The sequence below is a fragment of the Pseudoduganella sp. HUAS MS19 genome (assembly GCF_053615455.1).
Genome location: NZ_CM132133.1, coordinates 5,076,130 through 5,101,539 on the forward strand (window position 1 = coordinate 5,076,130; position 25,410 = coordinate 5,101,539).

General features: G+C 64.7%; 24 protein-coding genes. 13 read left to right on the forward strand and 11 right to left on the reverse strand.

Annotation, left to right across the window (positions count from 1 at the left end; translation table 11 throughout):
• Window position 1: 1 nt before the first annotated feature.
• Together ACWBU6_RS23235 and ACWBU6_RS23240 are read left to right on the forward strand one after the other, a co-directional pair.
• Window positions 2–631, forward strand: a complete 630-nt coding sequence (locus ACWBU6_RS23235; protein ID WP_452645709.1) for a chemotaxis protein CheC — start codon at window positions 2–4, stop codon at window positions 629–631.
• On the forward strand, window positions 628–1,584 hold the full coding sequence (locus tag ACWBU6_RS23240) for a diguanylate cyclase domain-containing protein (RefSeq protein WP_452645710.1): 957 nt from the start codon (window positions 628–630) through the stop codon (window positions 1,582–1,584). The genes ACWBU6_RS23235 and ACWBU6_RS23240 overlap by 4 nt, the downstream gene beginning before the upstream one ends.
• 55 nt (window positions 1,585–1,639) lie before the next feature.
• Here ACWBU6_RS23240 and ACWBU6_RS23245 read toward each other — a convergent pair whose 3' ends face one another.
• Window positions 1,640–2,020, reverse strand: a complete 381-nt coding sequence (locus ACWBU6_RS23245; protein WP_452645711.1) for a hypothetical protein — start codon at window positions 2,018–2,020, stop codon at window positions 1,640–1,642.
• On the reverse strand, window positions 2,017–3,066 hold the full coding sequence (locus ACWBU6_RS23250; RefSeq protein ID WP_452645712.1) for an acyl-CoA dehydrogenase: 1,050 nt from the start codon (window positions 3,064–3,066) through the stop codon (window positions 2,017–2,019). Before ACWBU6_RS23250 ends, ACWBU6_RS23245 begins: the two co-directional genes overlap by 4 nt.
• 47 nt (window positions 3,067–3,113) lie before the next feature.
• Here ACWBU6_RS23250 and ACWBU6_RS23255 point away from each other — a divergent pair, with 47 nt between their 5' ends.
• A complete protein-coding gene (locus ACWBU6_RS23255; protein WP_452645713.1) occupies window positions 3,114–3,593 on the forward strand; it encodes a GlcG/HbpS family heme-binding protein in 480 nt (159 codons plus the stop codon).
• Here the strand turns inward: ACWBU6_RS23255 and ACWBU6_RS23260 are convergent.
• The 5 genes from ACWBU6_RS23260 to edd all read right to left on the reverse strand — a co-directional run bounded on the left by ACWBU6_RS23260 (window position 3,590) and on the right by edd (window position 8,718).
• Window positions 3,590–4,816: a DUF3667 domain-containing protein gene (locus ACWBU6_RS23260; protein WP_452645714.1), complete on the reverse strand. Its 1,227-nt coding sequence runs from the start codon at window positions 4,814–4,816 to the stop codon at window positions 3,590–3,592. The genes ACWBU6_RS23255 and ACWBU6_RS23260 overlap by 4 nt on opposite strands.
• Window positions 4,817–5,024: 208 nt before the next feature.
• Window positions 5,025–5,633 (reverse strand): RDD family protein, encoded by a 609-nt coding sequence (locus ACWBU6_RS23265; RefSeq protein WP_452645715.1) that lies wholly within the window; start codon window positions 5,631–5,633, stop codon window positions 5,025–5,027.
• A 28-nt stretch (window positions 5,634–5,661) separates the two neighbouring features.
• Window positions 5,662–6,174: a Rhs element Vgr protein gene (locus ACWBU6_RS23270; protein ID WP_452645716.1), complete on the reverse strand. Its 513-nt coding sequence runs from the start codon at window positions 6,172–6,174 to the stop codon at window positions 5,662–5,664.
• Window positions 6,174–6,794, reverse strand: coding sequence for a bifunctional 4-hydroxy-2-oxoglutarate aldolase/2-dehydro-3-deoxy-phosphogluconate aldolase (eda, locus tag ACWBU6_RS23275; RefSeq protein ID WP_452645717.1), 621 nt, complete (start codon window positions 6,792–6,794; stop codon window positions 6,174–6,176). Before eda ends, ACWBU6_RS23270 begins: the two co-directional genes overlap by 1 nt.
• 1 nt (window position 6,795) lies before the next feature.
• The gene (gene edd, locus ACWBU6_RS23280) at window positions 6,796–8,718 is read right to left on the reverse strand and encodes a phosphogluconate dehydratase (protein ID WP_452645718.1); all 1,923 of its coding nucleotides are present in this window, start codon (window positions 8,716–8,718) and stop codon (window positions 6,796–6,798) included.
• Between the two features lie 187 nt (window positions 8,719–8,905).
• Between edd and pgi the strand changes: the two genes are divergently transcribed.
• The 4 genes from pgi to ACWBU6_RS23300 are packed head-to-tail and all read left to right on the forward strand — an operon-like array spanning window position 8,906 to window position 13,805.
• Window positions 8,906–10,555, forward strand: coding sequence for a glucose-6-phosphate isomerase (pgi, locus tag ACWBU6_RS23285; RefSeq protein ID WP_452649610.1), 1,650 nt, complete (start codon window positions 8,906–8,908; stop codon window positions 10,553–10,555).
• Window positions 10,552–11,445 carry an SMP-30/gluconolactonase/LRE family protein gene (locus ACWBU6_RS23290; protein WP_452645719.1) on the forward strand — a complete coding sequence of 298 codons (894 nt, stop codon included), beginning with the start codon at window positions 10,552–10,554 and terminating at the stop codon, window positions 11,443–11,445. The genes pgi and ACWBU6_RS23290 overlap by 4 nt, the downstream gene beginning before the upstream one ends.
• Before the next feature lie 33 nt (window positions 11,446–11,478).
• Window positions 11,479–12,951 carry a glucose-6-phosphate dehydrogenase gene (gene zwf, locus ACWBU6_RS23295; RefSeq protein WP_452645720.1) on the forward strand — a complete coding sequence of 491 codons (1,473 nt, stop codon included), beginning with the start codon at window positions 11,479–11,481 and terminating at the stop codon, window positions 12,949–12,951.
• On the forward strand, window positions 12,951–13,805 hold the full coding sequence (locus tag ACWBU6_RS23300) for an SIS domain-containing protein (RefSeq protein ID WP_426339189.1): 855 nt from the start codon (window positions 12,951–12,953) through the stop codon (window positions 13,803–13,805). The genes zwf and ACWBU6_RS23300 overlap by 1 nt, the downstream gene beginning before the upstream one ends.
• A gap of 82 nt (window positions 13,806–13,887) precedes the next feature.
• Here the strand turns inward: ACWBU6_RS23300 and ACWBU6_RS23305 are convergent, their stop codons facing one another.
• The gene (locus ACWBU6_RS23305; protein ID WP_452645721.1) at window positions 13,888–14,292 is read right to left on the reverse strand and encodes a hypothetical protein; all 405 of its coding nucleotides are present in this window, start codon (window positions 14,290–14,292) and stop codon (window positions 13,888–13,890) included.
• An 81-nt stretch (window positions 14,293–14,373) separates the two neighbouring features.
• Here ACWBU6_RS23305 and ACWBU6_RS23310 point away from each other — a divergent pair, with 81 nt between their 5' ends.
• Complete coding sequence (locus ACWBU6_RS23310; protein WP_452645722.1) at window positions 14,374–15,315, forward strand: diguanylate cyclase; 942 nt, start codon at window positions 14,374–14,376, stop codon at window positions 15,313–15,315.
• Here the strand turns inward: ACWBU6_RS23310 and ACWBU6_RS23315 are convergent.
• From ACWBU6_RS23315 to ACWBU6_RS23325, 3 genes are all read right to left on the reverse strand, one after another.
• A complete protein-coding gene (locus ACWBU6_RS23315; RefSeq protein WP_452645723.1) occupies window positions 15,312–15,587 on the reverse strand; it encodes a DUF4242 domain-containing protein in 276 nt (91 codons plus the stop codon). The two genes, ACWBU6_RS23310 and ACWBU6_RS23315, sit on opposite strands and share 4 nt — an antisense overlap.
• 76 nt (window positions 15,588–15,663) lie before the next feature.
• Window positions 15,664–16,920 (reverse strand): D-amino acid dehydrogenase, encoded by a 1,257-nt coding sequence (locus ACWBU6_RS23320; RefSeq protein WP_452645724.1) that lies wholly within the window; start codon window positions 16,918–16,920, stop codon window positions 15,664–15,666.
• Window positions 16,921–16,936: 16 nt separating this feature from the next.
• A complete protein-coding gene (locus tag ACWBU6_RS23325) occupies window positions 16,937–17,311 on the reverse strand; it encodes a hypothetical protein (protein ID WP_452645725.1) in 375 nt (124 codons plus the stop codon).
• Window positions 17,312–17,429: 118 nt separating this feature from the next.
• Here ACWBU6_RS23325 and tal point away from each other — a divergent pair, with 118 nt between their 5' ends.
• From tal to ACWBU6_RS23350, 5 genes are all read left to right on the forward strand, one after another.
• Complete coding sequence (gene tal, locus ACWBU6_RS23330) at window positions 17,430–18,359, forward strand: transaldolase (RefSeq protein WP_452645726.1); 930 nt, start codon at window positions 17,430–17,432, stop codon at window positions 18,357–18,359.
• Window positions 18,360–18,479: 120 nt separating this feature from the next.
• Window positions 18,480–19,676: an efflux RND transporter periplasmic adaptor subunit gene (locus tag ACWBU6_RS23335; protein WP_452645727.1), complete on the forward strand. Its 1,197-nt coding sequence runs from the start codon at window positions 18,480–18,482 to the stop codon at window positions 19,674–19,676.
• A 12-nt stretch (window positions 19,677–19,688) separates the two neighbouring features.
• A complete protein-coding gene (locus ACWBU6_RS23340; protein ID WP_452645728.1) occupies window positions 19,689–22,835 on the forward strand; it encodes an efflux RND transporter permease subunit in 3,147 nt (1,048 codons plus the stop codon).
• Window positions 22,832–24,313: an efflux transporter outer membrane subunit gene (locus ACWBU6_RS23345; RefSeq protein WP_452645729.1), complete on the forward strand. Its 1,482-nt coding sequence runs from the start codon at window positions 22,832–22,834 to the stop codon at window positions 24,311–24,313. Before ACWBU6_RS23340 ends, ACWBU6_RS23345 begins: the two co-directional genes overlap by 4 nt.
• A complete protein-coding gene (locus tag ACWBU6_RS23350; protein ID WP_452645730.1) occupies window positions 24,313–25,386 on the forward strand; it encodes a patatin-like phospholipase family protein in 1,074 nt (357 codons plus the stop codon). Before ACWBU6_RS23345 ends, ACWBU6_RS23350 begins: the two co-directional genes overlap by 1 nt.
• The last annotated feature ends 24 nt before the right edge of the window (window positions 25,387–25,410 follow it).

Here is a 25,410-nt window from a genome sequence, read left to right on the forward strand (position 1 = left end):
CATGGTCCGGCTCACCGAACTGGAGCACGACGCCCTCGTCGAGCTGTTCAATATTGGCGTGGGCCAGGCTGCCTCTGCCATGAGCGAGATCGTCAACGAAACGGTCAGCATGTCGGTGCCTGCCATCAGCTTCCTCACCCGCGCTTCCGCCGCCAAACTGCTGGCCAGCCGCAGCACCGGCAACGGCCGCCTGTGCGGCATCAGCCAGCATTACAGCGGCGCCTTCGACACCGAAGCCGTCCTCATGTTCCCGGAAGAGAAGAGCCAGGAAATCGTGCGCCTGATGGTCGGCGAGGCCATGCCCCTGGCCGAGCTGTCGGCCATGGAACAGGAGGCGATGAGCGAGATCGGCAATATCCTGCTGAACAGTTGCGTCGGTTCGCTGGCCAACCTGCTCGGGCACGAGCTGCATGGCTCGCTGCCGGACTACCACGTGGGCTACAGCGAAGAGATCATGGCACTGGCAGGCAGCGGCGAGACGGCGGTGCTGATGCTGCATATCGAATTCGTCATCGAGCGCCAGCAGATTGCCGGCGATGTGGCCTTCATCATGGACATGACGGCGCTGCACGACCTGAAGCAGCATGTGGCGGACTTCCTCGAACGGTCGGTCGGCGGAGCGCAGCCATGAAATCTTCAGTCGAGTCCCTGCCGCTGCTGCAGGGCGTTATCGATTGCATCGACGTCGGTGCGCTGGTGCTCGATGCCAGGGAGCGGGTGGTGCTGTGGAACCGCTGGATGGACCACCACTCCGGTGTGCTCGGCGCCGAAACGCTGGAGCGCAACTTCTTCGACCTGTTCCCAGAACAGCGCGGCAAGCGGCTGGAGGCCGCCATCAGCCAGGCGCTGCGCAGCAACCTGCCCTCCTTGCTGTCGCAAACCCTGAACCGCTGGCCGCTGCCGCTGTACGCCAGCAAGGCTGCCGCCGAAAAAGGCGAGCGCATGCACCAGCAAATCACGGTCTCGCCGCTCAACCTGGGCAATAGTGAACGCTATTGCATGATCCAGGTCAGCGACGTATCAGCCGCCGTACAGCGCGAAAACCTGTTGCGCGAACAGGCCGTGGCGCTGCGCTCACAGACCTTGCTGGACGACCTGACCGGCGTTGCCAACCGTCGCCACTTCGACATGGCAATCGACCGCGAAACACGCCGCGCGCGGCGCATGGGCACCGATCTTTCGCTGATGATGCTCGATATCGATTACTTCAAGGCCTACAACGACCATTACGGCCACCAGCAAGGCGATGCCTGCCTGGAGGCCGTGGCCTCGGCGCTCTCCACCATGCAGCAGCGCCCGGCCGACCTGTTCGCGCGCTACGGCGGCGAAGAGTTCGCGGTGATCCTGCCCGACACGCCGGCCGACGCAGCCGTAATGATGGCCAACGCCATGTGCCGCAAAGTGCGCGACCTGCGCATCCCGCACCAGGCCGCCCGCACGGACGAGCGCATCGTCACCATCAGCATTGGCGTCGCCAGCAGCGACAGCAGCAATGCCGGCGAAGTGTACGACCTGATCAACGCCGCCGACCGCGCGCTCTACCAGGCCAAGGCATGCGGCCGCAACCGCGTGCACTCGCTTTGACAGCGCACGCATAGAGTTTTAACCTGGGCGTGGCCAGGCAGGCCATCGCCCTCTCCTATTGTGCAAAAACGAAGCGAACCAGGGCCAGCGACAGCGCGAACACATAACCATACGCGAAACGGTCGATGCGCAGCACTTCGTCGCCGCGGCGCGCGCGCCATGCTCCCAGCAGGCACATCATCCCGCCCGCCGCCAGCGGCGTGAGCAGCAGGTTCAGCACGCGCAGCACTTCACTGCGTACCAGGTGCTGCGGCAGCAGCCAGAGCGTGATGCCTCCCGCAATGGCGCCGAAAATGGCATAGCCCAGCCCTGCCATCCAGGGATTGCGTGGACGGCGGAATGGTTCGCCCAGCGAATGCAGGCCCAGTTCCGCCAGGGTCTCAAGCAGCACTTGCAGCAGGAATTCGCCGACGATCTCGAACAGGAATTCGATCATGGTGTGAACAGGGCATGCTGGCTGGCGGTATGAAAATCGCGCCAGGCACGGTTGATCTCGGAATCTTCCTGCGCAGCGCGCAGCCCGCAGAAAGGATAGATGTCGCCTACCGCCCGGCGCGCCGCCAGCACCAGGGCCATCGACGCCTGGCGCAACTGCGTATCCAGCGCTTCGTCGACGCGGCCACCCTCGCCGTCCGCCTGCGCCCAGGCCTGGTCGAGCAGCGCGAACATACGCTCCCGCGCCCCTTCCAGCGCCACGGCAGCCCGCGCCAGCGCATCCTGAGCGCTGGCGGGCGGCTGGCGGCGCGCAGCAACGACGTCATGCGCCAAAGCCAGGAAGTGCCGCGCCATGCCGGACAGGTTGGCCGCCAGCGTCACCCACGCCAGCAGCATGAAGGGAAAACGATACAGGGTGCCGGGCGCCGTCGCGTGGGCAGGGTCAATCGTAAAGCCATGGCTTGCCGGCACCCACGCGCCTTCGATACGGTAACTGTGCGACGCGGAGCCCTTCATGCCGAAGCTGCGCCAGGTCGCCTCAACCACCACCTGCGCGGCCGGCACAACAAATGCCCGAATCCGCGGCGCGCCATCCGGCCCGGCCTGCGGCTGGCCATTTTCGCGCAGCACCGCGTTGAGCGTGAAATGCGTCGCCATCGGCGCACCGCTGGCGATGTCCCAGCGGCCGGTAATGCGATAGCCCTCGCCTTCCCTGTCGGCGAAGCCGGTCGGCGCCCCGCTGCCCGCCAGGCAAACGTTCGGCGTCGAAATGATCTCGCGCGCCGTATCCGGCGCCAGGAAGCCGGCAAACCAGGCCGCGCCAGCGCACAGCGTGACCACCCAGCCCATGCTGCCATCGGCCTGCGCAATCGCCTCCTCCAGCCTCACCACCTGCGGCAAAGCCATCTCCGCGCCACCGGCGGCCCGCGGCGCCAGCATTTTCAGCCAGCCCTGCTGGTGGACCAGGGCCTGCTGGCCGGCCAGCAGGAAGCCCGCCGATTCGGCGCCGGAAGCGCCTTCACGGATACGTTCGATGTCAACTTTCATATGCAATCTATGACAGAATTGCCAGCATTCTAACCTTGGAGACCCCGATGCTGCGAAACGCCCTGCTTTGCCTTCTGACCGCCCTGCCGATCGCCGCCTGGGCCGCGCCACTCAACTCCCAGCTTACCCAACGTGCGGTACTGAACCTGAATGTGGTCAAGCAGGTTGCCGCGGCAGCCGAGGCGGAAGCGCGCAAGAACAACTGGAACGTATCGATCGCCGTCGTCGATGAAGCAGGCCAGTTGATGCATTTCATCCGCATGGACGATACGGCCAACTCCACGGTCAGCGTGGCACAAGGGAAAGCGCGCCACGCCGTCAACTACCGCCGCGATACCAAGTTTCATCAGGACATACTGGAAAAGGGCAATGCGGTCGTACTCGGCCTGCCCGATTCGCTGCCGGTCGAGGGCGGCGTGCGGCTGGTGGCCGACGGCAAGGTGATCGGCGCGATCGGCGTGGCAGGCGTCCAGGCGTCGCAAGACGCCCAGATCGCACGTGCCGGTGCGGCACTGCTGCAGGATTAAGCTGCTGACAGTGCCAGCACGACCAGGGCGTACATGATCAGTACGATGAACGTCATGAAGAGCAGGAAGCAGGTGCGCCACAGTGCGCCGAAACGCGACAGCCCATAGGCGCCGCGCAGCTGCAAGTACATGTGCACCGGCGGAATGAAGGCGAACAGGCTGCCGGCCAGGCCGCCGAATTCAAAGTAGCTCAGTGTCGCAACGATGGTAAACAGCAGCGACATGAATGACAGCGAATACAGCGAGAACACGGCATGGTCATACATCGTTATGCCGCGGCGCCAGAAGAACATCAGCCACAGGAAAGGCAGCGAGATCGGCACCAGCAGGAAGGAGTATTTGTAGGCCGCGTTCTTCAGCTTGTACTTGGCCAGCTCCGGGCTATCGACCGCGTGCTTGATGCCCTTGCCAATCCAGCCGGATTCGGCCTGGCTGGCGTCCTTGCTGTCGTCCGCGTCCTGCTCTGTGATCCCCTCGGCGACTTCGTTCAGGATCTCCTCAATGATGCCCGGTTCTTTCGCGTTCGCGTCGCCATCCGCGCTTTCCGCCGCGGCATCCTTGCCGGCCGGCTTGATCGATTCGGTGAACCTGGCGGTGCCGGTCATGGCGATCCTGCCCGTAGTCATAGCGGCATTCAGCCCATCGAGCGCTTTCCTTGCGTCCTCCAGCTTGCGCTGGGCTTGCGCAACTTCCGCCGTGCCGGGTGCCGCCGCCTTGGCTTCAGCCGTCGCCTCGGCGATCAACACCTTCTGTTCAGCGATCTTTTCGTTCATCTTCTGCTCGAACGCCGCCTTGCCGCTCTTGCCATCGGCAGGCTTGATTGCGCTCGGGCCTGAGCTGGTGCCCATCGTCAGCGAGAAGACGAAGAACATGAAGAACATCATGAACAGGAACAGCGCCAGCGGCGAAACGAAACGCGTGCGCTGGCCGTCGATGTAGCGGCGCGTGAGCTGGCCCGGGCGTGCAATCAGGAGCGGCATGGTGCGCCAGCCCTTGGTATCGAAGTGCAGCAGGCCGTGGATCAACTCCTCGCCCAGGTGCAGCACCGACTTGTGCAGGTGGCCTTTCTGGCCGCAGTTGCCGCAATAATGGGCGGTGACCGGCGTCCCGCAGTTTGCGCATGACGCGCTGTGTGCGTGTTCGCCGGTCTTGCCGGCGCCGCCCTCGACCTCTTTAGCCACCAGGCTGGCCGTCACCAGGTCACCTGCTGCTTCAACCTCCATCCCCATCGCCGCTGCTCCGCCAAATGCAAAGTTTGCATGTTAGCAAATAATCGGCCTCGGCAACACGGTCAGCGCGTTACCGCGACGAGCGCAAGCCCAAGGTTACGCCCCACCGTGCAGAGGGCCGCTGCCCGGCTTCCGGCCATCTGCGTCACCCAAACGCGTCGAGGCTTGGCAGCTGCGTCTTCGGACAGGGCCGCAAGCCCCATCACCGCTTCCGGCTTGTGTTCACCACCACGGTGCCGGCAATGAAGTCATGCAAGGCGCGGCGGCGGCTGTTAAGCAGCATGACAATTGCCCCCACCCAGGCCCAGCCATTAATCAGCCAGCTGACCATCTGCGCCCACTCCGGCCCCGACGCCGCCAGTACCGCGCTGCGCTCAAAGAAGCCATAGGCGTGGTAGGTCGCGTCGTCCATGGCCAGCGCCGCCAGGCCGAGTCCGAGACTGCTTGCAGCTCCCATCAACATCATTGGTGCTTCACGAATCAGGGCGGCCTTGAACGACACTGGCGCGTGGTCCTTCATCTGGACGCGCAGCTTCAACAGCAGCTTGCCCGGCGTGCCGCCGTAACGGCGCACCAGGTAAACCGAATAGAACAGGGCGAACAGCGCGGACGGGATGATCGACCACAGGTAAAAGGAGCGGGACAATGAACTCAGCCAGTAGCTCAGCCCGATCACCGGCGACATGACAAGGAAGTCGATGAATTTGGCGCCGACGCGCAGCCAGAAGCCGCCAACGTCGGGGGACGCTTTACTGTCGTCCTGCACCGGAAGATCGAGGTCCGCGACGGGTGACTGGTAGGGGTTAAGCATGCTGCCTCAAGAATGTGCTTTAAAGCAACTACGATAACACATTGTTAGCAAAAAATATACGCGGCAGGTTGGCCGGCGATGCCGGGTTGCGCAGGAAATCGCGCAGCATGTCGTGATACAGACCGGCATCGGTCTTGTGCAGGCAGACCATGGCGAAGTAATCGGCCAGCACTTCGGCCTGCGCTTCCATATTGAAATCGCACAGGCGCAGTTCGGGCGAAACTTCGTAGTCATAGCTCAAGCCGAGGCGAATCGCGCCGCGCCACAGCACGGGATAGCCAAGCTGGTGTTGCCACACGTGGGCCATCTCGTGCATGAACCAGTGCTGTTCGCGCTCGCTGGCGAGCGAAAAGTCTGCGCGGTAGCGGGAGATGTGGAAATACAGTTCGCCGTTGGGCGTGATACAGACGTCCTTGCGCTGCAGGAAAGGAATGAAACGGGTGTTGTGGATGCGCACCCGCTTGTAGTCGATCGCGCCGCCGAATACCAGCCGGGCCAGCGCGATCTCACCCGCCGTCAACGGCCGGGCGATGACTTCCATCAGTGGCGCAGCGCGCTGGCTGCTTTGGCGATGGCTGTGATGCGCTCCCAGTCGCCCGCCTGCATGGCATCCTTCGGCGTCAGCCAGGAGCCGCCCACGCAAGCCACGTTCTTCAGCGACAGGAAGGCCGGCGCGGTGTCTTGCGAGATGCCGCCGGTCGGGCAGAACACCACGTCCGACAACGGGCCGGCAATCGCATTCAGCATGCCGACGCCGCCGGCAGGCACCGCCGGGAACAACTTCAGTTGCCTGAAGCCCTGCTCGCGCGCCTTCATCACTTCCGACGGTGTCATCACGCCGGGCAGCAGCGGCAGGCCGCTCGACTTGGCAGCGCCGATCAGCGCATCGGTCAGGCCCGGCGACACGCCAAACACCGCGCCCGCATCGCGCGCAGCGGCGAACTCCTCCGGCTGGGTCAACGTGCCGACGCCGACGATGGCGCCTTCCACCTGGCTCATGGCGCGGATCGCGCCCAGGCCGTGCTGGGTACGCAGGGTCACCTCCAGCACGCGGATGCCGCCTGCCACCAGGGCTTTCGCCAGCGGCACGGCATGGTCAGGGTCGTCAATCGCAATCACAGGGATCACGGCCGAAGTACGCATAATTTCGAGCAGGGTCATGTCAGGCTTTCTTGGCAAGGAAATCTTCATCGGAACCGGGCACGGTATTGCCCACGTTATCGTCGCCATGCAGCGGCACAGTGGTCGGAATCGGCGACGGCAGCGGGAACATGGTTGCGCCCTGCTCCGCCGCGCAAACGCTGCTGCGGAACATGGTGAACAGTTCGCGGCCCATGCCGATCTGGTTGGGCGACAGGTCGGCCTGCGCCAGCGAGCGGCCATGCCACACGTCGGAGGAAACCAGTGCTTCGAGCGTACCGGAGGCAGCGTCGAGGCGGATGATGTCGCCGTCGCGCACCAGGCCCAGCGGGCCGCCGGCCAGGATTTCCGGCGAAACGTGGATCGCTGCAGGCACCTTGCCCGAAGCGCCGGACATGCGGCCATCGGTCACCAGCGCCACCTTGCGGCCGGCGTCCTGCAAGTTGGCCAGCGCCGGGGTCAGGGCGTGCAGTTCCGGCATGCCGTTGGCCTTCGGGCCCTGGAAGCGGATCACGGCCACAAAATCGCGATCCAGCGTGCCGGCCTTGTAGGCCGCCATGAAAGCTTCCTGCGAATCGAACACCAGCGCCGGCGCTTCGACCGTACGGTGCTCTTCCTTGACGGCGGACACCTTCATGATGGCGCGGCCCAGGTTGCCCTGCACCAGCACCATGCCGCCGTCTTTCGAGAACGGCTCGGCGGCGCCGCGCAGCACTTTTTCATCGGCGCTCTTGAGCGGCGCTTCCCTGAAGATCACGCCGGTGGCGTCTTCGTTCAGGAACGGCTCGGCGCAGTGCGCGCGCAGTCCCCGGCCCAGGATGGTGTTCACATCGTCGTGCAGCAAGCCGGCGTCGAGCAGTTCGCGGATCACGAAACCGGTGCCGCCGGCAGCGTGGAAATGGTTGACGTCAGCGTCGCCGTTCGGGTAAATACGGCACAGCAGCGGCACCACGGCCGACAGCTCGTTGAAATCGTCCCAGTCGATCACCACGCCGGCCGCCTTGGCGATCGCCACCAGGTGCAGCGTATGGTTGGTCGAACCGCCGGTCGCCAGCAGGCCCACCACGGCGTTGATGATGGACTTCTCGTCCACGATATGGCCGACCGGGATGTATTCACTGCCCATTTCGGTGATCTGTGCCGCACGCTGTGCGGCAGCGGCGGTGAGCGCATCGCGCAGCGGGGTGCCCGGGTTGATGAAGGCGGCTCCCGGCAAGTGCAGGCCCATGATTTCCATCAGGAGCTGGTTGGAGTTGGCGGTGCCGTAGAAGGTGCATGTACCGGCGCCGTGATAGGACTGGGCCTCGCCTTCCAGCAGCTCTTCACGGCTCGCCTTGCCTTGCGCATAGCGCTGGCGGATCGCCGCTTTCTCCTTATTCGACAAGCCCGAGGTCATCGGGCCGGCCGGCACGAACACCGCCGGCAAGTGGCCGAAATGCAGCGCGCCGATCAGCAGGCCCGGCACGATCTTGTCGCACACGCCAAGGTACAGCACGGAGTCGAACATATTGTGCGACAGGCCGATCGCCGCCGACATCGCAATCGCATCGCGCGAGAACAGCGACAGCTCCATGCCCGGCTGGCCCTGGGTCACGCCGTCGCACATGGCAGGGGTGCCGCCCGCATATTGCGCCACCGCCCCAACCTTGCGCACCGCGTCCTTGATGATGGCCGGGAAGGTTTCGAACGGCTGGTGCGCCGACAGCATATCGTTGTATGCGGAGATGATCGCCACTGAAGGCTGCTTCACCTCCTTCAGGATCAGCTTGTCGTTCGCCGGGAACGCGGCAAAACCGTGCGCCAGGTTAGTGCAGGACAGGGTTCCGCGCTGGGTGCGGCCTTTGACGCGGGCCGCCTGCAAGTGCGCCAGGTAGGCCCCGCGGGAAACGCGGCTGCGCTGGATGACGCGCGCGGTGACTTTTTCCAGGACTGGATGCAACGGCATGATCGTTCCTTTTCAATGAATTTCCGGAAATTTTACTACAAAATTTCCAGTTGCGAGCGCTCCCATTGCGTTCAATCTCACCCCAAAGCCCCTGGATATACCAACGAACGAAAAGATTTGTAGTGAATTTACCTGTTTTTCCTGTATAGTTAAACACAATTCATAAAACCATATGCCACAGGACATTATGCGCTTGCCCGCCCTGACCTCCACCGCCGCCTACCAGGCCCTCGAAAACCATGCCCACGATGCCCGCGACTGGCAAATGCGCCAGTTGTTCCGCAAAGACCCCGGCCGCTTCCCGCGCATGACGGTCGACGCGGCAGGCCTGTTCCTGGACTACTCGAAGAACCGCGCGGACCACGAGACCATCAAGCTGCTGGTGCACCTGGCCCGCACCCGCGGCGTGGCCGAACAGCGCGACGCCATGTTTGCCGGTGAAAAAATCAATATTACCGAACGCCGCAGCGTGCTGCACACCGCCTTGCGTATGCCGCGCGGCAAGGCGCTGAAGGTCGATGGCCAGGACGTCAACGCCGACGTGCACGCTGTGCTGGACCGCATCAAGGTTTTCACCGACAAGGTACGCAACGGCGGCTGGCTGGGTCATACCGGCAAGCCGATCACAGACGTGGTGAACATCGGCATCGGCGGGTCCGACCTGGGGCCGAAGATGGCCGTGCTGGCCCTGCGTTCCTACTGCCATCCGCGCCTGAAGATGCATTTCGTCTCCAACGTGGACGGCCACGACATGGATGCGGTGCTGGGCCAGGTGAATCCCGAAACCACGCTGTTCATTGTTGCGTCGAAGACCTTCACCACTGCGGAAACCATGCTGAACGCGCAGACCGCGCGCACCTGGTTCCTCGGCCGCGCACGCGACGCCGACTTGCCGCGCCATTTTGTCGCCGTCTCCACCAATACCGACGCGGTGCGCGCCTTCGGCATCGATCCTGAAAACATGTTCCCGTTCTGGGACTGGGTGGGCGGCCGCTACTCCGTGTGGTCGGCCATTGGCCTGCCGGTTGCGATCGCGGTCGGCTTCGGCTACTTCCAGGCCTTCCTGGAAGGCGCGCACGCCATGGACGAACACTTCCGCGAGGCGCCGCTGGAGGCCAACATGCCGGTGCTGCTGGCCCTGATCGGCTTCTGGAACCGCCAGTTCCTGGGCGCGGCTTCGCTCTCCATCGCGCCCTACCACCAGGACCTGAACCGCTTCCCGGCCTACCTGCAGCAGCTCGACATGGAAAGCAACGGCAAGCGCGTGACGAAGAACGGCCAGCCGGCCGACACCCCGACCTGCCCTGTCGTCTGGGGCGAGTGCGGCACCAATGCGCAGCACGCCTATTTCCAGCTCCTGCACCAGGGTACCGACGTAACGCCGATCGACTTCATCGCCGCGCTGCGCGCGACCCACGACCTGCCTGGCCACCATGACGCCCTGCTGGCAAACTGCTTCGCCCAGTCGGAAGCGTTCATGAAGGGCAAGACCGAAGACGAAGTGCGCGCAGAGCTCAAAGGCGCCGGCCTGACCGCTGCGGAAATCGAGGAGATGGTCCCGCACAAGGCCTTCCCCGGCAACCGCCCGTCCAACACCATCCTGATGGACCAGCTCACGCCGGCCACGCTCGGCGCCCTGATCGCGCTGTACGAACACAAGACTTTCGTGCAGGGCGTGATCTGGAATATCGCCAGCTTCGACCAATGGGGCGTGGAACTGGGCAAGGTGCTGGCCAGGAAGATCCAGGCCGAACTGACCGGCAAGGCCGATGCCGAAGCCCATGACAGCTCGACCAACGGCCTGATCGTGATGGCCAAGTCAGCGCAAATCCAATGAACAGCTATCAGATCGAAGTCGCCTGCGACGCCACCATGACCGTGGGCGAATGCCCGCTGTGGGCGCCGGACGAGCAAGCGCTGTATTGGGTCGATATCGAAGGCTTTGCCATTCATCGCCTGCGCACGGCCAGCGGCCAGCACGAGCAGTGGAAGGTCGACAGCGAGGCATCGTCGCTTGCGCGCGCCGCAAATGGCGGCCTGATGGTCGCCCAGCGCCGCGGCTTCTCCCGCTTCAATCCCGCCACCGGCGAGTTGAAGCTGGTAGCCGAAGCGCCGTTCGACCAGTCGACCACCCGCTTCAATGACGGCAAATGCGACGCGGCGGGCCGTTTCTGGTGCGGCACCATTTACGAGCCGCGCGACAAGCCGGCGGCGGAAATGTATGTGCTCGAGCGCGGCCAGGTGCGCAAGGTCTGGTCCGGCGGCATGGTCAATTCGAATGGCCTGGGCTTCAGCCCTGACAACAAGACCATGTTCCACGCCGAGACAGCCAGCCACCGCGTGACGCGCTTCGCATTCGACCTGCTGTCCGGCACCGTCGGCGATGAACGCGACGTGCGCCGTTTCAGCACCGACAAGTCGGCAGCCGATTACGGCGGCCGCCCCGATGGTGCGGCGGTCGACAGCGAAGGCAATTACTGGGTCGCCATGTTCGAAGGCGGCCGCATCCTCAAGCTGTCGCCGCAGGGCGACCAGCTCGATGAGATCCGCCTGCCGCTGCGTTGCCCGACCATGGTGGCTTTCGGCGGTCCCGACCTGCGCACCCTGTACATCACGACCGCCGGCAAGCGGCCGGCCGAAGAACTGGCAGCATTCCCGCTTAGCGGCAAGCTGCTGTCGGTACGCATGCCGGTGGCAGGCCGCATTGAACCTGCTTACGCAGACTGAAGTAAACCCGTATTAACTTACCTGAAGACGATTATGGCTCTCTCTGATTTCGACCTGGTTCTGTTTGGCGGCAGCGGCGACCTCGCAATGCGCAAATTGCTGCCTGCTATGTTTAGCCGCGACGTATGCGGCGACCTGCCGCCGACCGCGCGCATTGTCTGCGTCGGCCGCCAGGAGAGCACCCAGGAAGAGTTCATCAATATGGTGACGACCACCTCGCGCCCCCATATCAAGTCGGCCAAGGCTACCGACGAGAACTGGGACCGTTTCATCGCCCGCATCGTCTACGTCGCGCTCGATGCGGTCGACTCGACAAGCTACAAAGGCCTGGCCGAAGCGCTGCGCACCGACCCTGCCATCACCCGCGTCTACTACCTGGCCACCCCGCCCGCCCTGTTCTCGCGCATCTGCGACAACCTGAAGGACAACGGCCTGGCCACCGGCAATTCGCGCGTGGTGCTGGAAAAGCCGCTGGGCCGCGACCTGGCCTCGGCCAAGCAGATCAACAAGGAAGTGGGCAAGGTCTTCGACGAACAGCAGATCTACCGAATCGACCATTACCTGGGCAAGGAGACCGTGCAGAACCTGCTGGCCCTGCGCTTTGGCAATATCCTGTTCGAGCCGCTGTGGCGCCGCGAATGGATCTCCGACGTGCAGATCACCATCGCCGAAAAGCTGGGCGTGGGCAACCGCATCGGCTACTACGACACCTCCGGCGCGCTGCGCGACATGCTGCAGAACCACCTGCTGCAACTGCTTTGTATCGTCGCCATGGAACCGCCGACCTCGATCGCGCCGGACGCCGTGCGCGACTCCAAGCTGCAGGTGCTGCGCTCCCTGAAGCGCTTCACCCCGACCACGCTGGCGCAGAACATCGTGCGCGGCCAATACCGCGCCGGCCACGTGGAAGGCAAGGCCGTGCCGAGCTACCGCGACGAGCCGGAAGCGCCGCAGAATTCGAAGACCGAAACCTTCGTCGCCATGAAGGTCGAAATCGACACCTGGCGCTGGGCCGGCGTGCCGTTCTACCTGCGCACCGGCAAACGCATGGCTGACTCGCTGGCCGAAATCGTCGTGCGCTTCAAGCAGATCCCGCACTCGATCTTCAACCAGCCGACATCGAGTTTCCAGCCCAATTCCCTGGTGATCCGCCTGCAGCCGGACGAAGGCCTGCGCATGAACCTGATGGCCAAGACCCCGGGCGAAGGCATGCGCCTGAAACCGGCCGAACTGGAACTGGACTTCCGCGAAACCTTCAAGATGCCGCGCATGGACGCTTACGAGCGCCTGCTGCTGGACGTGCTGCGCGGCCAACTGACCCTGTTCATGCGTGGCGACGAACTGGAGGCGGCTTGGGAATGGGTCGAACCGATCCTGAACAACTGGGAGCAGGACGATTCCACGCCGCTGCCGTATGCCTCCGGCACCTGGGGCCCGGCGGCGGCCAGTGCCCTGATCGGCCGCGACGGGCTACAATGGCGCGAAGAAGCTTTGCCGGAAGACTGATGCTGCTCGACTCCATCCGCACCCAGCTCGACTCGCTCTCCAAATCGGAGCGCAAGGTCGCGCTGGCCGTGCTAGACAACCCGGCCCGCACCGTGGGCGCCAATATCACCGCGCTGGCCAAGAGCGCGCAAGTGTCCGAGCCAACCGTGGTGCGGTTCTGCCGTACGCTCGGCTACGACGGCTGGCATGAATTCAAGCTCAAGCTGGCGCAAGGCCTGGCGCTCGCCCTGCCCGGCCTGAACGACCAGCCGGCGCAGGACGACCTGGCGGCCGACCTGGTGAACAAGATCTGCAGCCGCTCCATCAACACGCTGCTGGATTTGCGCAACAACCTGAATGCGGAACCGGTGCAGAAGGCGCTCGACATCCTGTCGCGCGCGCGCAAGATCGAGTTCTACGGCCACGGCACGTCCGGCATCGTAGCGGCCGACGCACAGCACAAGTTCTTCCGCTCCGGCGTGCCGACGGTGGCCTACGCCGACCCGGCCATCCACAGTATTTCAGCGGCCCTGCTGCATGACGGCGATGCGGTGGTCGCGATTTCCCAGCGCGGCAACAGCCCGGCGCTGGTGCGCTCGGCCAAACTGGCGAGGGAGGGCGGCGCCGACGTGATCGTGCTGGCGCCCTCCGGCACCCCGCTGGCTGAAACGGCCACGGTGCTGATCCCGATCGACCTGATCTTCAACACCGACCCCTACACCCCGATCTCCGCCCGCCTGGCCTACCTCGTGGTGATCGACGTGCTGGCCGTCGGCCTGGCCCTGAAGCGCGGCCCCGAATTCCGCAAGAAAATGCAAAACGCCCAGAAGGCGCTGCAGGAGTTCGACATGCAGTTCGACTCCTTCATTGGTTAGAGAATAAAAGTCGGGGTCAGCTCCGGCAATCGGACATTCGCTGCGCGAATGTCCGATTGCCGGAGCTGACCCCGACTTTTAATCAGAGACTTTCTTTCAGCATTTTTTCCAGCGCCACGCGGGATACGTGTGGCGTGTCCTTGCCGGCTTCTACCTGCCACTGGCCGCCCTTCTGCAGGACGATGTAATCGACCTGGGCGCTGCCGCCTTTCGGATGCGGTACCGCCTGCTCCAGGTCCAGCCCAGCAGTCGGGGTGTAGGTGAAGGTGACGGTTGCCTTGCAGCGGGCGCCGTCGCAGTTGAGCGCGTCGGTTTTCCAGCCGTCGACCAGATGCACCTGCTCGTAATAGCCCTCGGTATCGTTGTGCAGGCGGCCGCCGTCCAGTTCGAATTTCAGGAATTGATCAAGTGCCGCTTGCGGCGTGGCTTCCGCGGCGTGGGCGGAAAAGGCGGCGCACAGCGCGGCCAGAATCAGTAGTTTTTTCATAGCAGCATTATATTTTTCCGCAATGTAATTTTTCAACAGGAAAATCCGACATGAAACTCTAAAATCCCTATAATGCCTTTCATGCAAGAACCAACACTATATGGCCGCGTTCTCGGCCTTGCCAACCTCGGCTTGATGGTACTGGACGCCGACCAGCGCATCATTTTCTGGAACCAATGGCTGGCCAGCCGCTCCGGCATGGCCGCCCCCCGCGTGCAAGGGCTGACCCTGGTGGAAGCCTTCCCCGAACTGTCCGGCAAACGCATCGAGCAATCGCTGCACACGGCGCTGGCCAACAACCTGCCCTCCGTGCTGCCGCAAAACCAGGACCGCACGCCTTTCCCGCTGTTCGCTGCCGGCACCTGGGGCGGCGAGCGCATCGAGCAGGCTGTTACGCTGACGCCCTTCAACGAAGGCAAGGAGCGCTTTTGCCTGATCGAGGTGGCGGACGTCAGCAACACCGTGGGGCGCGAACGCCAGTTGCGCGGCCAGGCCGAAGCCCTGCGCGCGCAGTCCTATGTGGACGGCCTGACCGGCATCGCCAACCGCCGCCACTTCGACGTGGCATTGGACCGCGAATTGCGCCGCGCACAGCGCCAGGGCGCCAGCCTGTCCCTGCTGCTGATGGATATCGATTCGTTCAAGGCCTATAACGACCACTTTGGCCACCAGCAGGGCGATGCCTGCCTGACCATGGTGGCCGAAGCCTTCGCCTCGCGCCTGCAGCGGCCGGCCGACCTGGCCGCGCGCTACGGCGGCGAGGAGTTTGCCGCCATCCTGCCCGACACCACGCCGGAACAGGCGGCCCAGCATGCGGAAGTGATCCGCGCCTATGTGGAATCGCTGAACATGGCGCATGCGCCCAAGGCCGTGCACCCGCAGGTCACCCTCAGCATCGGTGTCGCCAGCTTCGACAAGGAGCGCCTGAACGATGCCAGGTCGCTGCTGGATGCGGCCGACCGTGCGCTCTATTCCGCCAAGCGCGAAGGCCGCAACCGCGTGGTCGTCGAACGGCGCGCCTAGCCCTTGTAGAAATAGGGGTCGAGCGAGGTCACCTGCGTGATCTTGTCCACCGGCAGGTGGTTCATTTCCGCCGTCTCGCGGATCGCTTCCGGCGATGGCGCTTCGTACAGGCAGTATGTCTTGCGCAGGTCGTCGCTCACATAGGAATGAATCCAGGTAACGCCGCTGCGGGCATTGGTGCCAATGACCGCTTCACAGGCCCTGGCGCCGTCCGCGTTGACAGGAATGTGCAAGCCTTCCGGGAAAGTGCGTTCAACTATATAGCGGGGCATGATGGTCTCCTTCGGTTCCCTGATTTGCGGCCGGGCCGCCAATCTTCACCATAGACCATCCTGCCGCCCTGTCCAGTCAAGCCGCCAATGATGCGTGCTGGCGCGCAGTCCCCGGCGCGAGGGCCGCTTGCACTTGCCCCGCAATGAGCTCGGCAGTAGCAGCCGACATGGTCCACCCCAGGTGGCCATGGCCGGTATTGTAAAAGACGCCCGGACGCTTGCCTGCACCGACCCGCGGCATCAGGTCCGGCATCATCGGCCGCAAGCCGGCCCACGGCACCACCTGCCGGGTGCACACGCCCGGAAAGCACTGCTGCACCCAGTCCACCAGCGGTGCAATGCGGTCGGCGCGGATATCGCGGTTAAAGCCGTTGAACTCCGCCGTCCCGGCCACCCGAAAGCGGTTGGCGCCCAGGCGGCTGCTGACCAGCTTGGCGGCATCGTCCACCAGGCTGACCGTTGGCGCAGCGGCGCGGCTTTGCGCCTCTTCCAGCATCACGGTGATCGAATAGCCTTTCACCGGGTAGACGTTGACGCGGTCGCCCAGCATGGCGGCCAACGCCCGGCTGGCCGTGCCGGCGCAGACCACCAGCGCATCGAAGCGTCTTGCCTGCGCCGCGCCGTCCAGTGCAAACACGAGCTGCGCGCCATTCCCGTCTGCATCCAGGCTACGCACCTCGGCACCGCAAATCATGTGCACGCCGCGCGCCTCGGCAGCTGCCGCCAGCCCCAGCGTGTACTTGTGAATGTCGCCCGTGCTGTCGCTCTCGGTATAGAAACCGCCATAGAAGCGGCCTTCCAGCGTGGGTTCGATCGCCCGCATTTCGTCCGGCGTCACGGCGCGCCGCAGCAAGCCGCCCTGAGCCAGCAGGGCAGTCACCCGCGCAGCATGGTCGAAACCAGCCTTGTCGCGGTAGATATGCAGGATGCCCTCATGCCGCTCATCAAAATCGATGCCTTCCTCGCGCGCCCAGCCAAACAGGTGCTCGCGCGCTGCAATCGCCAGCCGCGTGCTGGCAATGGTGTTGGTTTCGTAGCGGGGGATGGCAGCCAGGAATTCGGCAAGCCAGGACAGCTTGTGCCAGCCGGGCTTGGGGTTGACCAGCAGCGGCGCATCGCCGCGCAGCATCCACTGCAAGCCTTTGCCAACCGTACTCCAGCTGTTCCATGCTTCCGCATGGGAGGCGGACAACTGGCCGCCGTTGGCGAACGATGTCTCCATCGCCGGATAGCGATGGCGCTCGAACAAGCTAACCCGGAGGCCCCGGCGCGCCAGCGCATAAGCTGTGGTGACGCCGGTGATGCCGCCGCCGATGACTGCGACTGATTTCATGAAGGAATTTCCGCTCTTACTGCGCCGCGACCCTTCCATGCGAGGCGGCGCCGGTTGCGCCCAGCACGCCGGCAATCAGCAACACGTACCACAGGGCGCCGGTGCCGCCCTTCAGCACCATCAGCGCGGTGGCATCGGCCACCAGGGCGGCCGCGCAGCCCAGCGCCAGGACCAGCAAGGCGATCGAGACGGCAAAGGACAGCACACGGAAATTGGCTGCGCGCGCTCCGGTGGCAAACAGCAGGTAGCCGGTAACGCTAAACAGCGGGAACATCAGCCACAGCGACATGCCGGCCGCCAATCCCCCGACGCCCAACTGGGCCAGGACCAGCGCGGCACCAGAAAACAAGCCCAGCGCCAGCAGCAGCGCACCAACAATTGCCAGGATCATGGCTGACTCCTCCGACCAAAATATGAGAAAACTGATAATCCCCATTGTAAACGCAACATGGCGGGCCTCGCCGATTTAGTACAATAGGTTTTTTGTCCCCCACGTTTCCAGGACTGCAATGAACCAGCTCGAACAGCTCAAGCAATACACTACCGTTGTTGCCGACACCGGCGATTTCCAGTCGATCAAGGCATATGCGCCGCAAGATGCGACCACCAATCCATCGCTGATCCTGAAGGCGGTGCAGAAGGATGAATACAAGCCGCTGCTGGAAAAAGCCGTGCGCGACAACCCGAACGCCACCAGCGGCGAGATCATCGACAAGCTGCTGATTGCCTTCGGCACCGAGATCCTGAAGTATGTTCCAGGCCGCGTTTCGACCGAAATCGACGCTGCCCTGTCCTTCGACGTGGCAGGCAACGTGGCCAAGGGCCGCGAACTGATCGCCCTGTACCAACAGGCCGGCATCCCGCGCGAGCGTGTGCTGATCAAGATTGCCTCCACCTGGGAAGGCATCCGCGCCTCCGAGCAGTTGGAGAAGGAAGGCATCCGCACCAACATGACCCTGCTGTTCTCGCTGTGCCAGGCCATTGCCTGCGCCGAAGCAGGCTCGCAGCTGATCTCCCCGTTTGTCGGCCGCATCTTCGACTGGTACAAGAAGTCCACCGGCATCGACTACCAGGGCGCCGAAGATCCGGGCGTGCAGTCGGTCAAGCGCATTTACAACTATTACCGCAAGTTCGGCTACAAGACCGAGGTGATGGGTGCCTCCTTCCGCAACACCGGCCAGATCCTGGAACTGGCCGGCTGCGACTTGCTGACCATTTCGCCGGACCTGCTGCAGAAGCTGGCCGACACCCAGGCCCCGGTCGAGCGCAAACTGTCCCCGGCCGATACCGGTACCGCCGTCAAGATCTCGATGGACGAGAAGACTTTCCGCTTCATGCTGAACGAAGACGCAATGGCGACCGAAAAGCTGGCCGAAGGCATCCGCGCCTTCGTGGCCGACTCCAACAAGCTGAAACAGATGATTTCGGCCATGCGCTAAGCGTTTCCCGCATCTACCTCGAAAAGGGCGCTTCGGCGCCCTTTTTGCTATACAAAACGTTACAATTGCTAGTGTTATACAATTTTCGGCGCTGTCCCACCTCACAAGAAGAGACGCCCAATGAAACCTGTATTGCGCACCCTGCCCCTGGCAGCCGCAGCCCTGTCGCTCACCCTCGCGGCATGCGGCGATAAAAAGGACGCCAACAAGGCTGCCCCGCCCCCACCCACCGTTTCCGTCGTCACCGCCACAACCGGCGAAGTCACCGTCACCAACGAGCTGCCGGGCAGGGTCGAGGCATCGCGCATCGCCCAGGTGCGGGCGCGTACGCCGGGCATCGTACTGCAGCGGGTGTTCAGGGAAGGCGGCGACGTCAAGGCGGGGGAAGTCCTGTTCCGTATCGATCCGGCGCAATTCCAGGCCAATGTGGAGAGCGCCGACGCGGCGATCGCCCGCGCAGAAGCCAACCTGGCGCAGGCCGACCTGAAGGCCAGGCGCTACAAGCCGCTGCTGGCGGCGCAAGCGGTCAGCCAGCAGGAATACGATGACGCGGTCACCGCGCAAAAGCAGGCTTCGGCCGAACTGCAGTCGGCCCGCGCCGCACGCAAGAATGCCGCACTGACGCTGGGCTACGCCACCGTCACGGCGCCGATCTCGGGCCGTGTCGGCCGCGCCCTGGTGACCGAAGGCGCCCTGGTGGGCCAGAACGAAGCGACGCCAATGGCGACCGTGCAGCAACTGGATCCGATCTACGTCACGATTTCCCAATCCTCCGCCGAGCTGCTGCGCCTCAAGCAGGCGCTGGCCGCCGGCACGCTGAAAAGCGCCGGCAAAGACCAGGCGCGCGTCACCCTGCTGACCGAAGACGGCCAGCAGTATCCGCGCCCCGGCAAGCTGCTGTTCGCCGATGTCGCGGTCGACGAATCCAGCGGTTCGGTATCGATGCGCGCCGAATTCCCGAACCCCGAGCGCACCCTGCTGCCGGGCATGTACGTGCGCGCCCGCCTCGAACAGGGCATCAACGAATCGGCCATCACCGTGCCGCAGCAAGCCGTGGTGCGCGGCGCGGAAGGCGCCTCGGTGCTGGTGGTCGGCCCCGACAACAAGGTCAGTTCGGTGCCGGTGAAGGCGGATGCAGCGGCCGGCGGCAAGTGGGTGGTCAGCTCGGGCCTGAAAGGCGGCGAGCGCATCATCGTGGAAGGCTTCCAGAAAACCAAACCAGGCGGCACCGTCAATCCGGTTCCGTGGAAAGGTCCGGCAAACGGGCCGGCACCGGCGGGCGCCGCGCCTGCCGCATCCGCTCCGGCGGCCAGGTAAAGGGGCCGCCACATGGCAAAGTTCTTTATCGACCGCCCCGTGTTCGCGTGGGTGATCGCCCTCTTCATCCTGCTCGGTGGAGCGCTGGCAATCACCGTATTACCGGTGGCCCAATACCCGACCATCGCGCCGCCCTCCATCGTCATCAGCGCAGCCTATCCCGGCGCTTCGGCGCAGGTGCTGGACGATGCCGTCACCTCGGTCATCGAGCAGGAGATGAACGGCGCCGACGGATTGCAATATATCGAATCCCAGAGCGATTCGAACGGCTCCGTCAGCATCACCGTCACCTTCCAGCCCGGCACCAACCCCGACCTGGCGGCGGTCGACGTGCAAAACCGCATCAAGCGCGTGGAATCGCGCCTGCCGCAAGCCGTGATCCAGCAGGGCGTGCAGGTCACCAAGGCGCGCTCCAATATCCTGATGTTTGTCGGCGCATCGTCGACCGACGGCAGCATGGATACCACCGCCATTGGCGACTACCTGGCGCGCAACGTGGTCAACGAGATCAAGCGCCTGCCCGGCGTCGGCCAGGCGGAACTGTTCGGCACGGAGCGCTCCATGCGCATCTGGGTCGATCCCGACAAGCTGACCGGCTACAAGCTCAATATGAGCGACGTCACGGCCGCCATTCGCCAGCAGAATGCCCAGGTCGCCGCCGGCACGGTGGGCGATTTGCCCAACGAGCGCTCGCAGACCTGGTTCGCGCCGGTGGTCGTGACCGGCCAACTGAGCTCCGTCGAGGAATTCGGCAAGGTCGTGCTGCGCGCCAACCGCGACGGCTCCCTGGTGCGCCTGCGCGACGTGGCGCGGCTGGAACTGGGCGGTGCCAGCTACCGCGTCAGCGCGCGCCTGAATGGCGAACCCTTTGTCGCCATCGCCGTGCAGCAGTCGCTGACGGGCAATGCACTGGCTACTGCCAACATCGTGCGCGCCAAGATGGACGAGCTGCAGAAGTATTTCCCGCCGGGCTTGAAGTACACCGTGCCTTACGATACCTCGCTGTTCGTCAAGATCTCCATCGAGGAAGTGGTCAAGACCCTGCTGGAAGCCGTGGTCCTGGTGTTCCTGGTGATGTATGTCTTCCTGCAGAACTTCCGCTACACCCTGATCCCGACCATCGTGGTGCCGATCGCGCTGATGGGCACTTTCGCCGCCATGCAGGTATTCGGCTTCTCGATCAACGTGCTGACCATGTTCGGCATGGTGCTGGCGATCGGCATCCTGGTCGACGATGCCATCGTGGTGGTGGAGAACGTCGAACGCATCATGAGCGAGGAAGGCCTGTCGCCGCGCGATGCGACGCGCAAGGCGATGTCGCAGATTACCGGCGCGATCATCGGCATCACCCTGGTGCTGATTGCGGTGTTCATCCCGATGGCCTTCTTCGGCGGCGCGGTCGGCGCGATCTACCGCCAGTTCTCGCTGTCGATGGTGTCGGCCATGGTGTTCTCGGCGCTGATGGCGCTGTCGCTGACGCCGGCCCTGTGCGCGACCATGCTGAAGCCGGTCGAAGCCGGCCACCACCATGCCAAGTCCGGCCTGTTCGGCTGGTTCAACCGCGGCTTCGCCTCCACTGCCACGCATTACCAGGGCTGGGTGGCGAAGATCCTGCAGCGCACCGGTCGCTTCATGCTGATCTTCGCGGCGCTGCTGGGCATCGTCGCCTGGCTGTACGTGCGGCTGCCCTCCTCCTTCCTGCCGAACGAAGACCAGGGCTACATCATCGCCAATGTGCAGCTGCCGCCGGGTGCGGCGCGCGGCAGGACCGAAGCCGTACTGGCGGAGGTGGACAAGTACTTCCGCAGCCAGCCGGGCGTAGCCCGCACCATTGCGGTGGCTGGCTTCAGCTTCTCCGGCAGCGGGCAGAATGCGGGGCTGGTGTTCATTCCGCTGAAGGACTGGAAAGAACGCGGTCCAGACCAGTCGGCCGAAGCGATCGCCGGCCGCTCCTTCGGCGGCCTGGCGCACATCCAGGACGCCCAGATCTTCGCCTTGAGCCCGCCGCCGATCCGAGAACTGGGCAACGCAACGGGCATCACGGCGCGCCTGCAGGACCGCAGCGGATTGGGGCACGACGCCTTGCTGGCTGCGCGCAACCAGCTGCTGGAGCTGGCGGGCAAGAGCAAGGTCCTGGTGGGCATGCGTCCCGAAGGCCTGGAGGATGCGCCGCAGATGCAGGTCGATGTCGACCGCGAGAAAGCCAACGCCCTGGGCGTGGCGTTCACCGATATCGCTGCCACCCTCGGCACGGCGCTGGGTTCTTCCTATGTGAACGACTTTGCCAACAGCGGCCGCCAGCAGCGCGTGATCGTGCAGGCCGACCAGGCCCGCCGCATGCAGCCGGAAGATATCCTGCGCATTCACGTGCGCAGCAACAGCGGGACGATGGTACCGTTTGCCTCCTTCGCCACCACGCGCTGGGTGACAGGCCCGATCCAGCTGGTGCGCTATAACGGCTATCCGGCGTATCGCCTGAGCGCCAACGCCGCGGCCGGCTATTCGACCGGCGAGGCGATGGAGGAGCTGCAGCGCCTGGCCGGGCAGTTGCCGCCGGGCTTCGGCATCGAATGGACCGGGCAGTCAGCCGAGGAGCGCCTGTCCGGCTCGCAGGCGCCGATGCTGTTTGCCCTGTCGCTGCTGGCCGCGTTCCTGGTGCTGGCGGCGCTGTACGAGTCGGAATCGATCCCGGTGGCGGTATTGCTGGTGGTGCCGCTGGGCGTGCTGGGCGCGCTGCTCGGTGCGCACCTGCGCGACCTGCCGAATGACGTGTACTTCAAGGTCGGCCTGATCGCCATCATCGGCCTGTCCGCCAAGAACGCGATCCTGATCATTGAATTCGCCAAGGACTTGCAGGCGCAAGGCAAGGGCCTGATCGAATCCACGCTGGAAGCGGTGCACCTGCGCTTCCGCCCGATCATCATGACTTCGCTGGCCTTCATCCTTGGCGTGCTGCCGCTGGTGATTGCCTCCGGCGCCGGCTCCGCCTCGCAGCGCGCCATCGGCACCGGCGTGATGGGCGGCATGATCACCGCCACCGTGCTGGCGGTGTTCCTGGTGCCCGTCTTCTTTGTGGTCGTGCGCCGCATCTTCAAAGGCAGCGAACGCCAGCGCCGCCTCGCCGCGCATGAACTGGATCTTCCGGAGTCGAAGCAATGATGAAGCCAATCTCCACCCACGCGCGCATGCCCGCCGCCGGCGCGATTGCCGCCGCGCTGCTGCTGGCCGGCTGCTCGATGGCGCCGACCTACCAGCGCCCGGACGCGCCAGTCGCGCAAACCTTCCCCGCCGCCGCCCCCGCCGCCGGCATGGCGGCCGCAGGCGCGATGCCCGCCGCATCGGCTTCCGCCCCGAGCGCCGCGCAGTACGCCGTGGACACCGACTGGCGCACGTTCTTTCCTGACGGCCGTCTCCAGCAGTTGATCGCCGCGGCGCTCGAAAACAACCGCGACCTGCGCATAGCGGCCCTGCGCATTGAAGAAGCGCGCGGCGCCTACCGCATCCAGCGCGCCGACCGCCTGCCGACCCTGAACGCCACACTTGGCGGTTCGCGCAGCCGGTCGCCTGGCTTTGCCAATTCCAACGGCCAGCCGCAAATCAGCGAACGCTTTGATGCCGGCCTGGGGATCTCCGCTTTCGAACTCGACTTCTTCGGCCGAGTAAGAAGCCTGAGCGACTCCGCCCTCGCCAGCTATCTGGCCACCGAAGAAGCCAGGCAAGCCGCCCAAATCAGCCTGATCGCCGAAGTCGCGAAGGCCTACTACACCGAACGCGCCTTCGCAGAACAGCAAACCTTGGCCGAAAGCACCTACGAAGCCCGCAAGCGCACCTTCGACCTGACGAAACAGCGCGTTGAAGCGGGCGCCTCGTCGCGCCTCGACCTGCGCTCGAACGAGCAGCAGATGGAGACCGCCCGCGCCGCCGCCCTCGCCCTGGCCCGCCAGCGCGCGCAGGCAGCCAATGCGCTGGCCCTGCTGGTCGGCCAGGCGCTTCCGGCCGGCGTCGTTACCGGTGGTCCCGCCCCGACGGAAGACGCCCAGGCCGACGCCATGTCCACCCTGGCCGCGGGCCTGCCATCCGACCTGCTGGCCAACCGCCCCGACATCCGCGCCGCCGAACAACGCCTGAAAGCGGCCAATGCCAATATCGGGGCCGCCCGCGCCGCCTTCTTCCCGCGCGTGACGCTGACCACCTCGATCGGCAGCGCCAGCCGCGATTTCAGCGGCCTGTTCGACAGCGGCAGCAACACCTGGAGCTTCACCCCGCAACTGGTGCTGCCCATCTTCGACACCGGCCGCAACCTGGCCAACCTCGACGTCAGCCACGCCCGCAAGAACATCGCCGTAGCCGACTATGAGAAAACCATCCAGCAAGCCTTCCGTGAAGTAGCCGATGCCCTGGCCGCCCGCAGCTACCTCGGCGAACAGGTGGCAGCCCAGCGGGCGGTGCAGGACGCCCAGGCCGAACGCCTGCGCCTATTACAATTACGCTTTGAGAATGGGGTCGCCAGTTCGCTCGACGTGCTCGACGCCCAACGCGAATTGTTCACCGCGCAGCAGGCCCTGGTCCAGGCACGCCTGCTGCGCACAAGCAGCGCCATCGACTTGTACCGGGCGCTCGGAGGAGGCTTGAAGTAGTGGATTCACCGATCAATATCCGGCTCGGCCAGCGCGCCCGCCAGCGCATCGAGCGCGAAGGCTTGCAGGCCGCCGACATCGCCATCATTCCCGCCGCGGCAGGCGGCCCCAAAGGCCTGATCCTGAACGGCATCGACCAATGGATGTTTGGCGAATGGCTGAAACAGGCGCCGCGCCAGCGCCGCCTGATCGGCGCCTCGATCGGCGCCTGGCGCATGGCAGCCGCCGCCTTCCATGATCCGATCGCCGCGCACAAGCGCCTGGCCCACCATTACGCCCACCAGACCTACCCGGACAAGGTGGATGCCGCCTACGTCAGCCGCGTCATCCGCAGCCTGCTTGACAGCGTGCTCGATGGCCGCGGCGAAGAAATGCTCACCAATCCCGACTACCTGCTGTCGGTGATCACGGTACGCGGCATCGGGCCCCTGGCCGACACGCGCGGCAGCCGCTGGCGCGAAATGGCCGGATTCCTGCGTGCCGCCGCCGGCAACGCTGTTTCGCGCAGCCGCCTGGCCGGCGCCATGGAGCGGGTGGTCTTCCACGATACGCGCGACGACGCGGCCTGGCTGCGCAGCAGCTTCGACGCCTTCGCCTCGCACTTTGTCGGCCTGTCGGAACAAAACCTGCACTCCGCCCTGCTCGCCTCCGGCTCGATCCCGCTGGTGCTGCAAGCGGTCAGCAACATCCACGGCGCGCCGCCCGGAGACTATTGGGACGGCGGCTTGATCGACTACCACCTGCACCTGCCCTACCAGCGCGACGAAGGCCTGGTGCTGTACCCGCACTTCACCGACCACATCGTGCCGGGCTGGCTCGATAAATCGATGCCATGGCGCCGCGCGCGCGACAGCGCACTGGAAAACGTGATCCTGGTTTCGCCCTCGCCGTCCTTCGTGGCGCGCCTGCCGAACCGCAAACTGCCCGACCGCACGGACTTCAAGCACTACGGCCAGGACCACGGCGCCCGCATCCGCGACTGGACCTACGCCATCGGCGAAAGCCAGCGCATGGCCGACGCATTGGCCCGGTGGGCCGAAAACCCGGACCTGAAGTTAGCCCGGCAGTTTTAAAGCAGCTGTGATTCCCTGTTGCAG

Bases quoted from the DNA above. Each gene is read 5' to 3' on its own strand.
- ACWBU6_RS23235 (WP_452645709.1), top strand. From the start codon at position 2: ATGGTCCGGCTCACCGAACTGGAGCACGACGCCCTCGTCGAGCTGTTC.
- ACWBU6_RS23240 (WP_452645710.1), top strand. From the start codon at position 628: ATGAAATCTTCAGTCGAGTCCCTGCCGCTGCTGCAGGGCGTTATCGAT.
- ACWBU6_RS23245 (WP_452645711.1), bottom strand. From the start codon at position 2,020: ATGATCGAATTCCTGTTCGAGATCGTCGGCGAATTCCTGCTGCAAGTG.
- ACWBU6_RS23250 (WP_452645712.1), bottom strand. From the start codon at position 3,066: ATGAAAGTTGACATCGAACGTATCCGTGAAGGCGCTTCCGGCGCCGAA.
- ACWBU6_RS23255 (WP_452645713.1), top strand. From the start codon at position 3,114: ATGCTGCGAAACGCCCTGCTTTGCCTTCTGACCGCCCTGCCGATCGCC.
- ACWBU6_RS23260 (WP_452645714.1), bottom strand. From the start codon at position 4,816: ATGGAGGTTGAAGCAGCAGGTGACCTGGTGACGGCCAGCCTGGTGGCT.
- ACWBU6_RS23265 (WP_452645715.1), bottom strand. From the start codon at position 5,633: ATGCTTAACCCCTACCAGTCACCCGTCGCGGACCTCGATCTTCCGGTG.
- ACWBU6_RS23270 (WP_452645716.1), bottom strand. From the start codon at position 6,174: ATGGAAGTCATCGCCCGGCCGTTGACGGCGGGTGAGATCGCGCTGGCC.
- eda (WP_452645717.1), bottom strand. From the start codon at position 6,794: ATGACCCTGCTCGAAATTATGCGTACTTCGGCCGTGATCCCTGTGATT.
- edd (WP_452645718.1), bottom strand. From the start codon at position 8,718: ATGCCGTTGCATCCAGTCCTGGAAAAAGTCACCGCGCGCGTCATCCAG.
- pgi (WP_452649610.1), top strand. From the start codon at position 8,906: ATGCGCTTGCCCGCCCTGACCTCCACCGCCGCCTACCAGGCCCTCGAA.
- ACWBU6_RS23290 (WP_452645719.1), top strand. From the start codon at position 10,552: ATGAACAGCTATCAGATCGAAGTCGCCTGCGACGCCACCATGACCGTG.
- zwf (WP_452645720.1), top strand. From the start codon at position 11,479: ATGGCTCTCTCTGATTTCGACCTGGTTCTGTTTGGCGGCAGCGGCGAC.
- ACWBU6_RS23300 (WP_426339189.1), top strand. From the start codon at position 12,951: ATGCTGCTCGACTCCATCCGCACCCAGCTCGACTCGCTCTCCAAATCG.
- ACWBU6_RS23305 (WP_452645721.1), bottom strand. From the start codon at position 14,292: ATGAAAAAACTACTGATTCTGGCCGCGCTGTGCGCCGCCTTTTCCGCC.
- ACWBU6_RS23310 (WP_452645722.1), top strand. From the start codon at position 14,374: ATGCAAGAACCAACACTATATGGCCGCGTTCTCGGCCTTGCCAACCTC.
- ACWBU6_RS23315 (WP_452645723.1), bottom strand. From the start codon at position 15,587: ATGCCCCGCTATATAGTTGAACGCACTTTCCCGGAAGGCTTGCACATT.
- ACWBU6_RS23320 (WP_452645724.1), bottom strand. From the start codon at position 16,920: ATGAAATCAGTCGCAGTCATCGGCGGCGGCATCACCGGCGTCACCACA.
- ACWBU6_RS23325 (WP_452645725.1), bottom strand. From the start codon at position 17,311: ATGATCCTGGCAATTGTTGGTGCGCTGCTGCTGGCGCTGGGCTTGTTT.
- tal (WP_452645726.1), top strand. From the start codon at position 17,430: ATGAACCAGCTCGAACAGCTCAAGCAATACACTACCGTTGTTGCCGAC.
- ACWBU6_RS23335 (WP_452645727.1), top strand. From the start codon at position 18,480: ATGAAACCTGTATTGCGCACCCTGCCCCTGGCAGCCGCAGCCCTGTCG.
- ACWBU6_RS23340 (WP_452645728.1), top strand. From the start codon at position 19,689: ATGGCAAAGTTCTTTATCGACCGCCCCGTGTTCGCGTGGGTGATCGCC.
- ACWBU6_RS23345 (WP_452645729.1), top strand. From the start codon at position 22,832: ATGATGAAGCCAATCTCCACCCACGCGCGCATGCCCGCCGCCGGCGCG.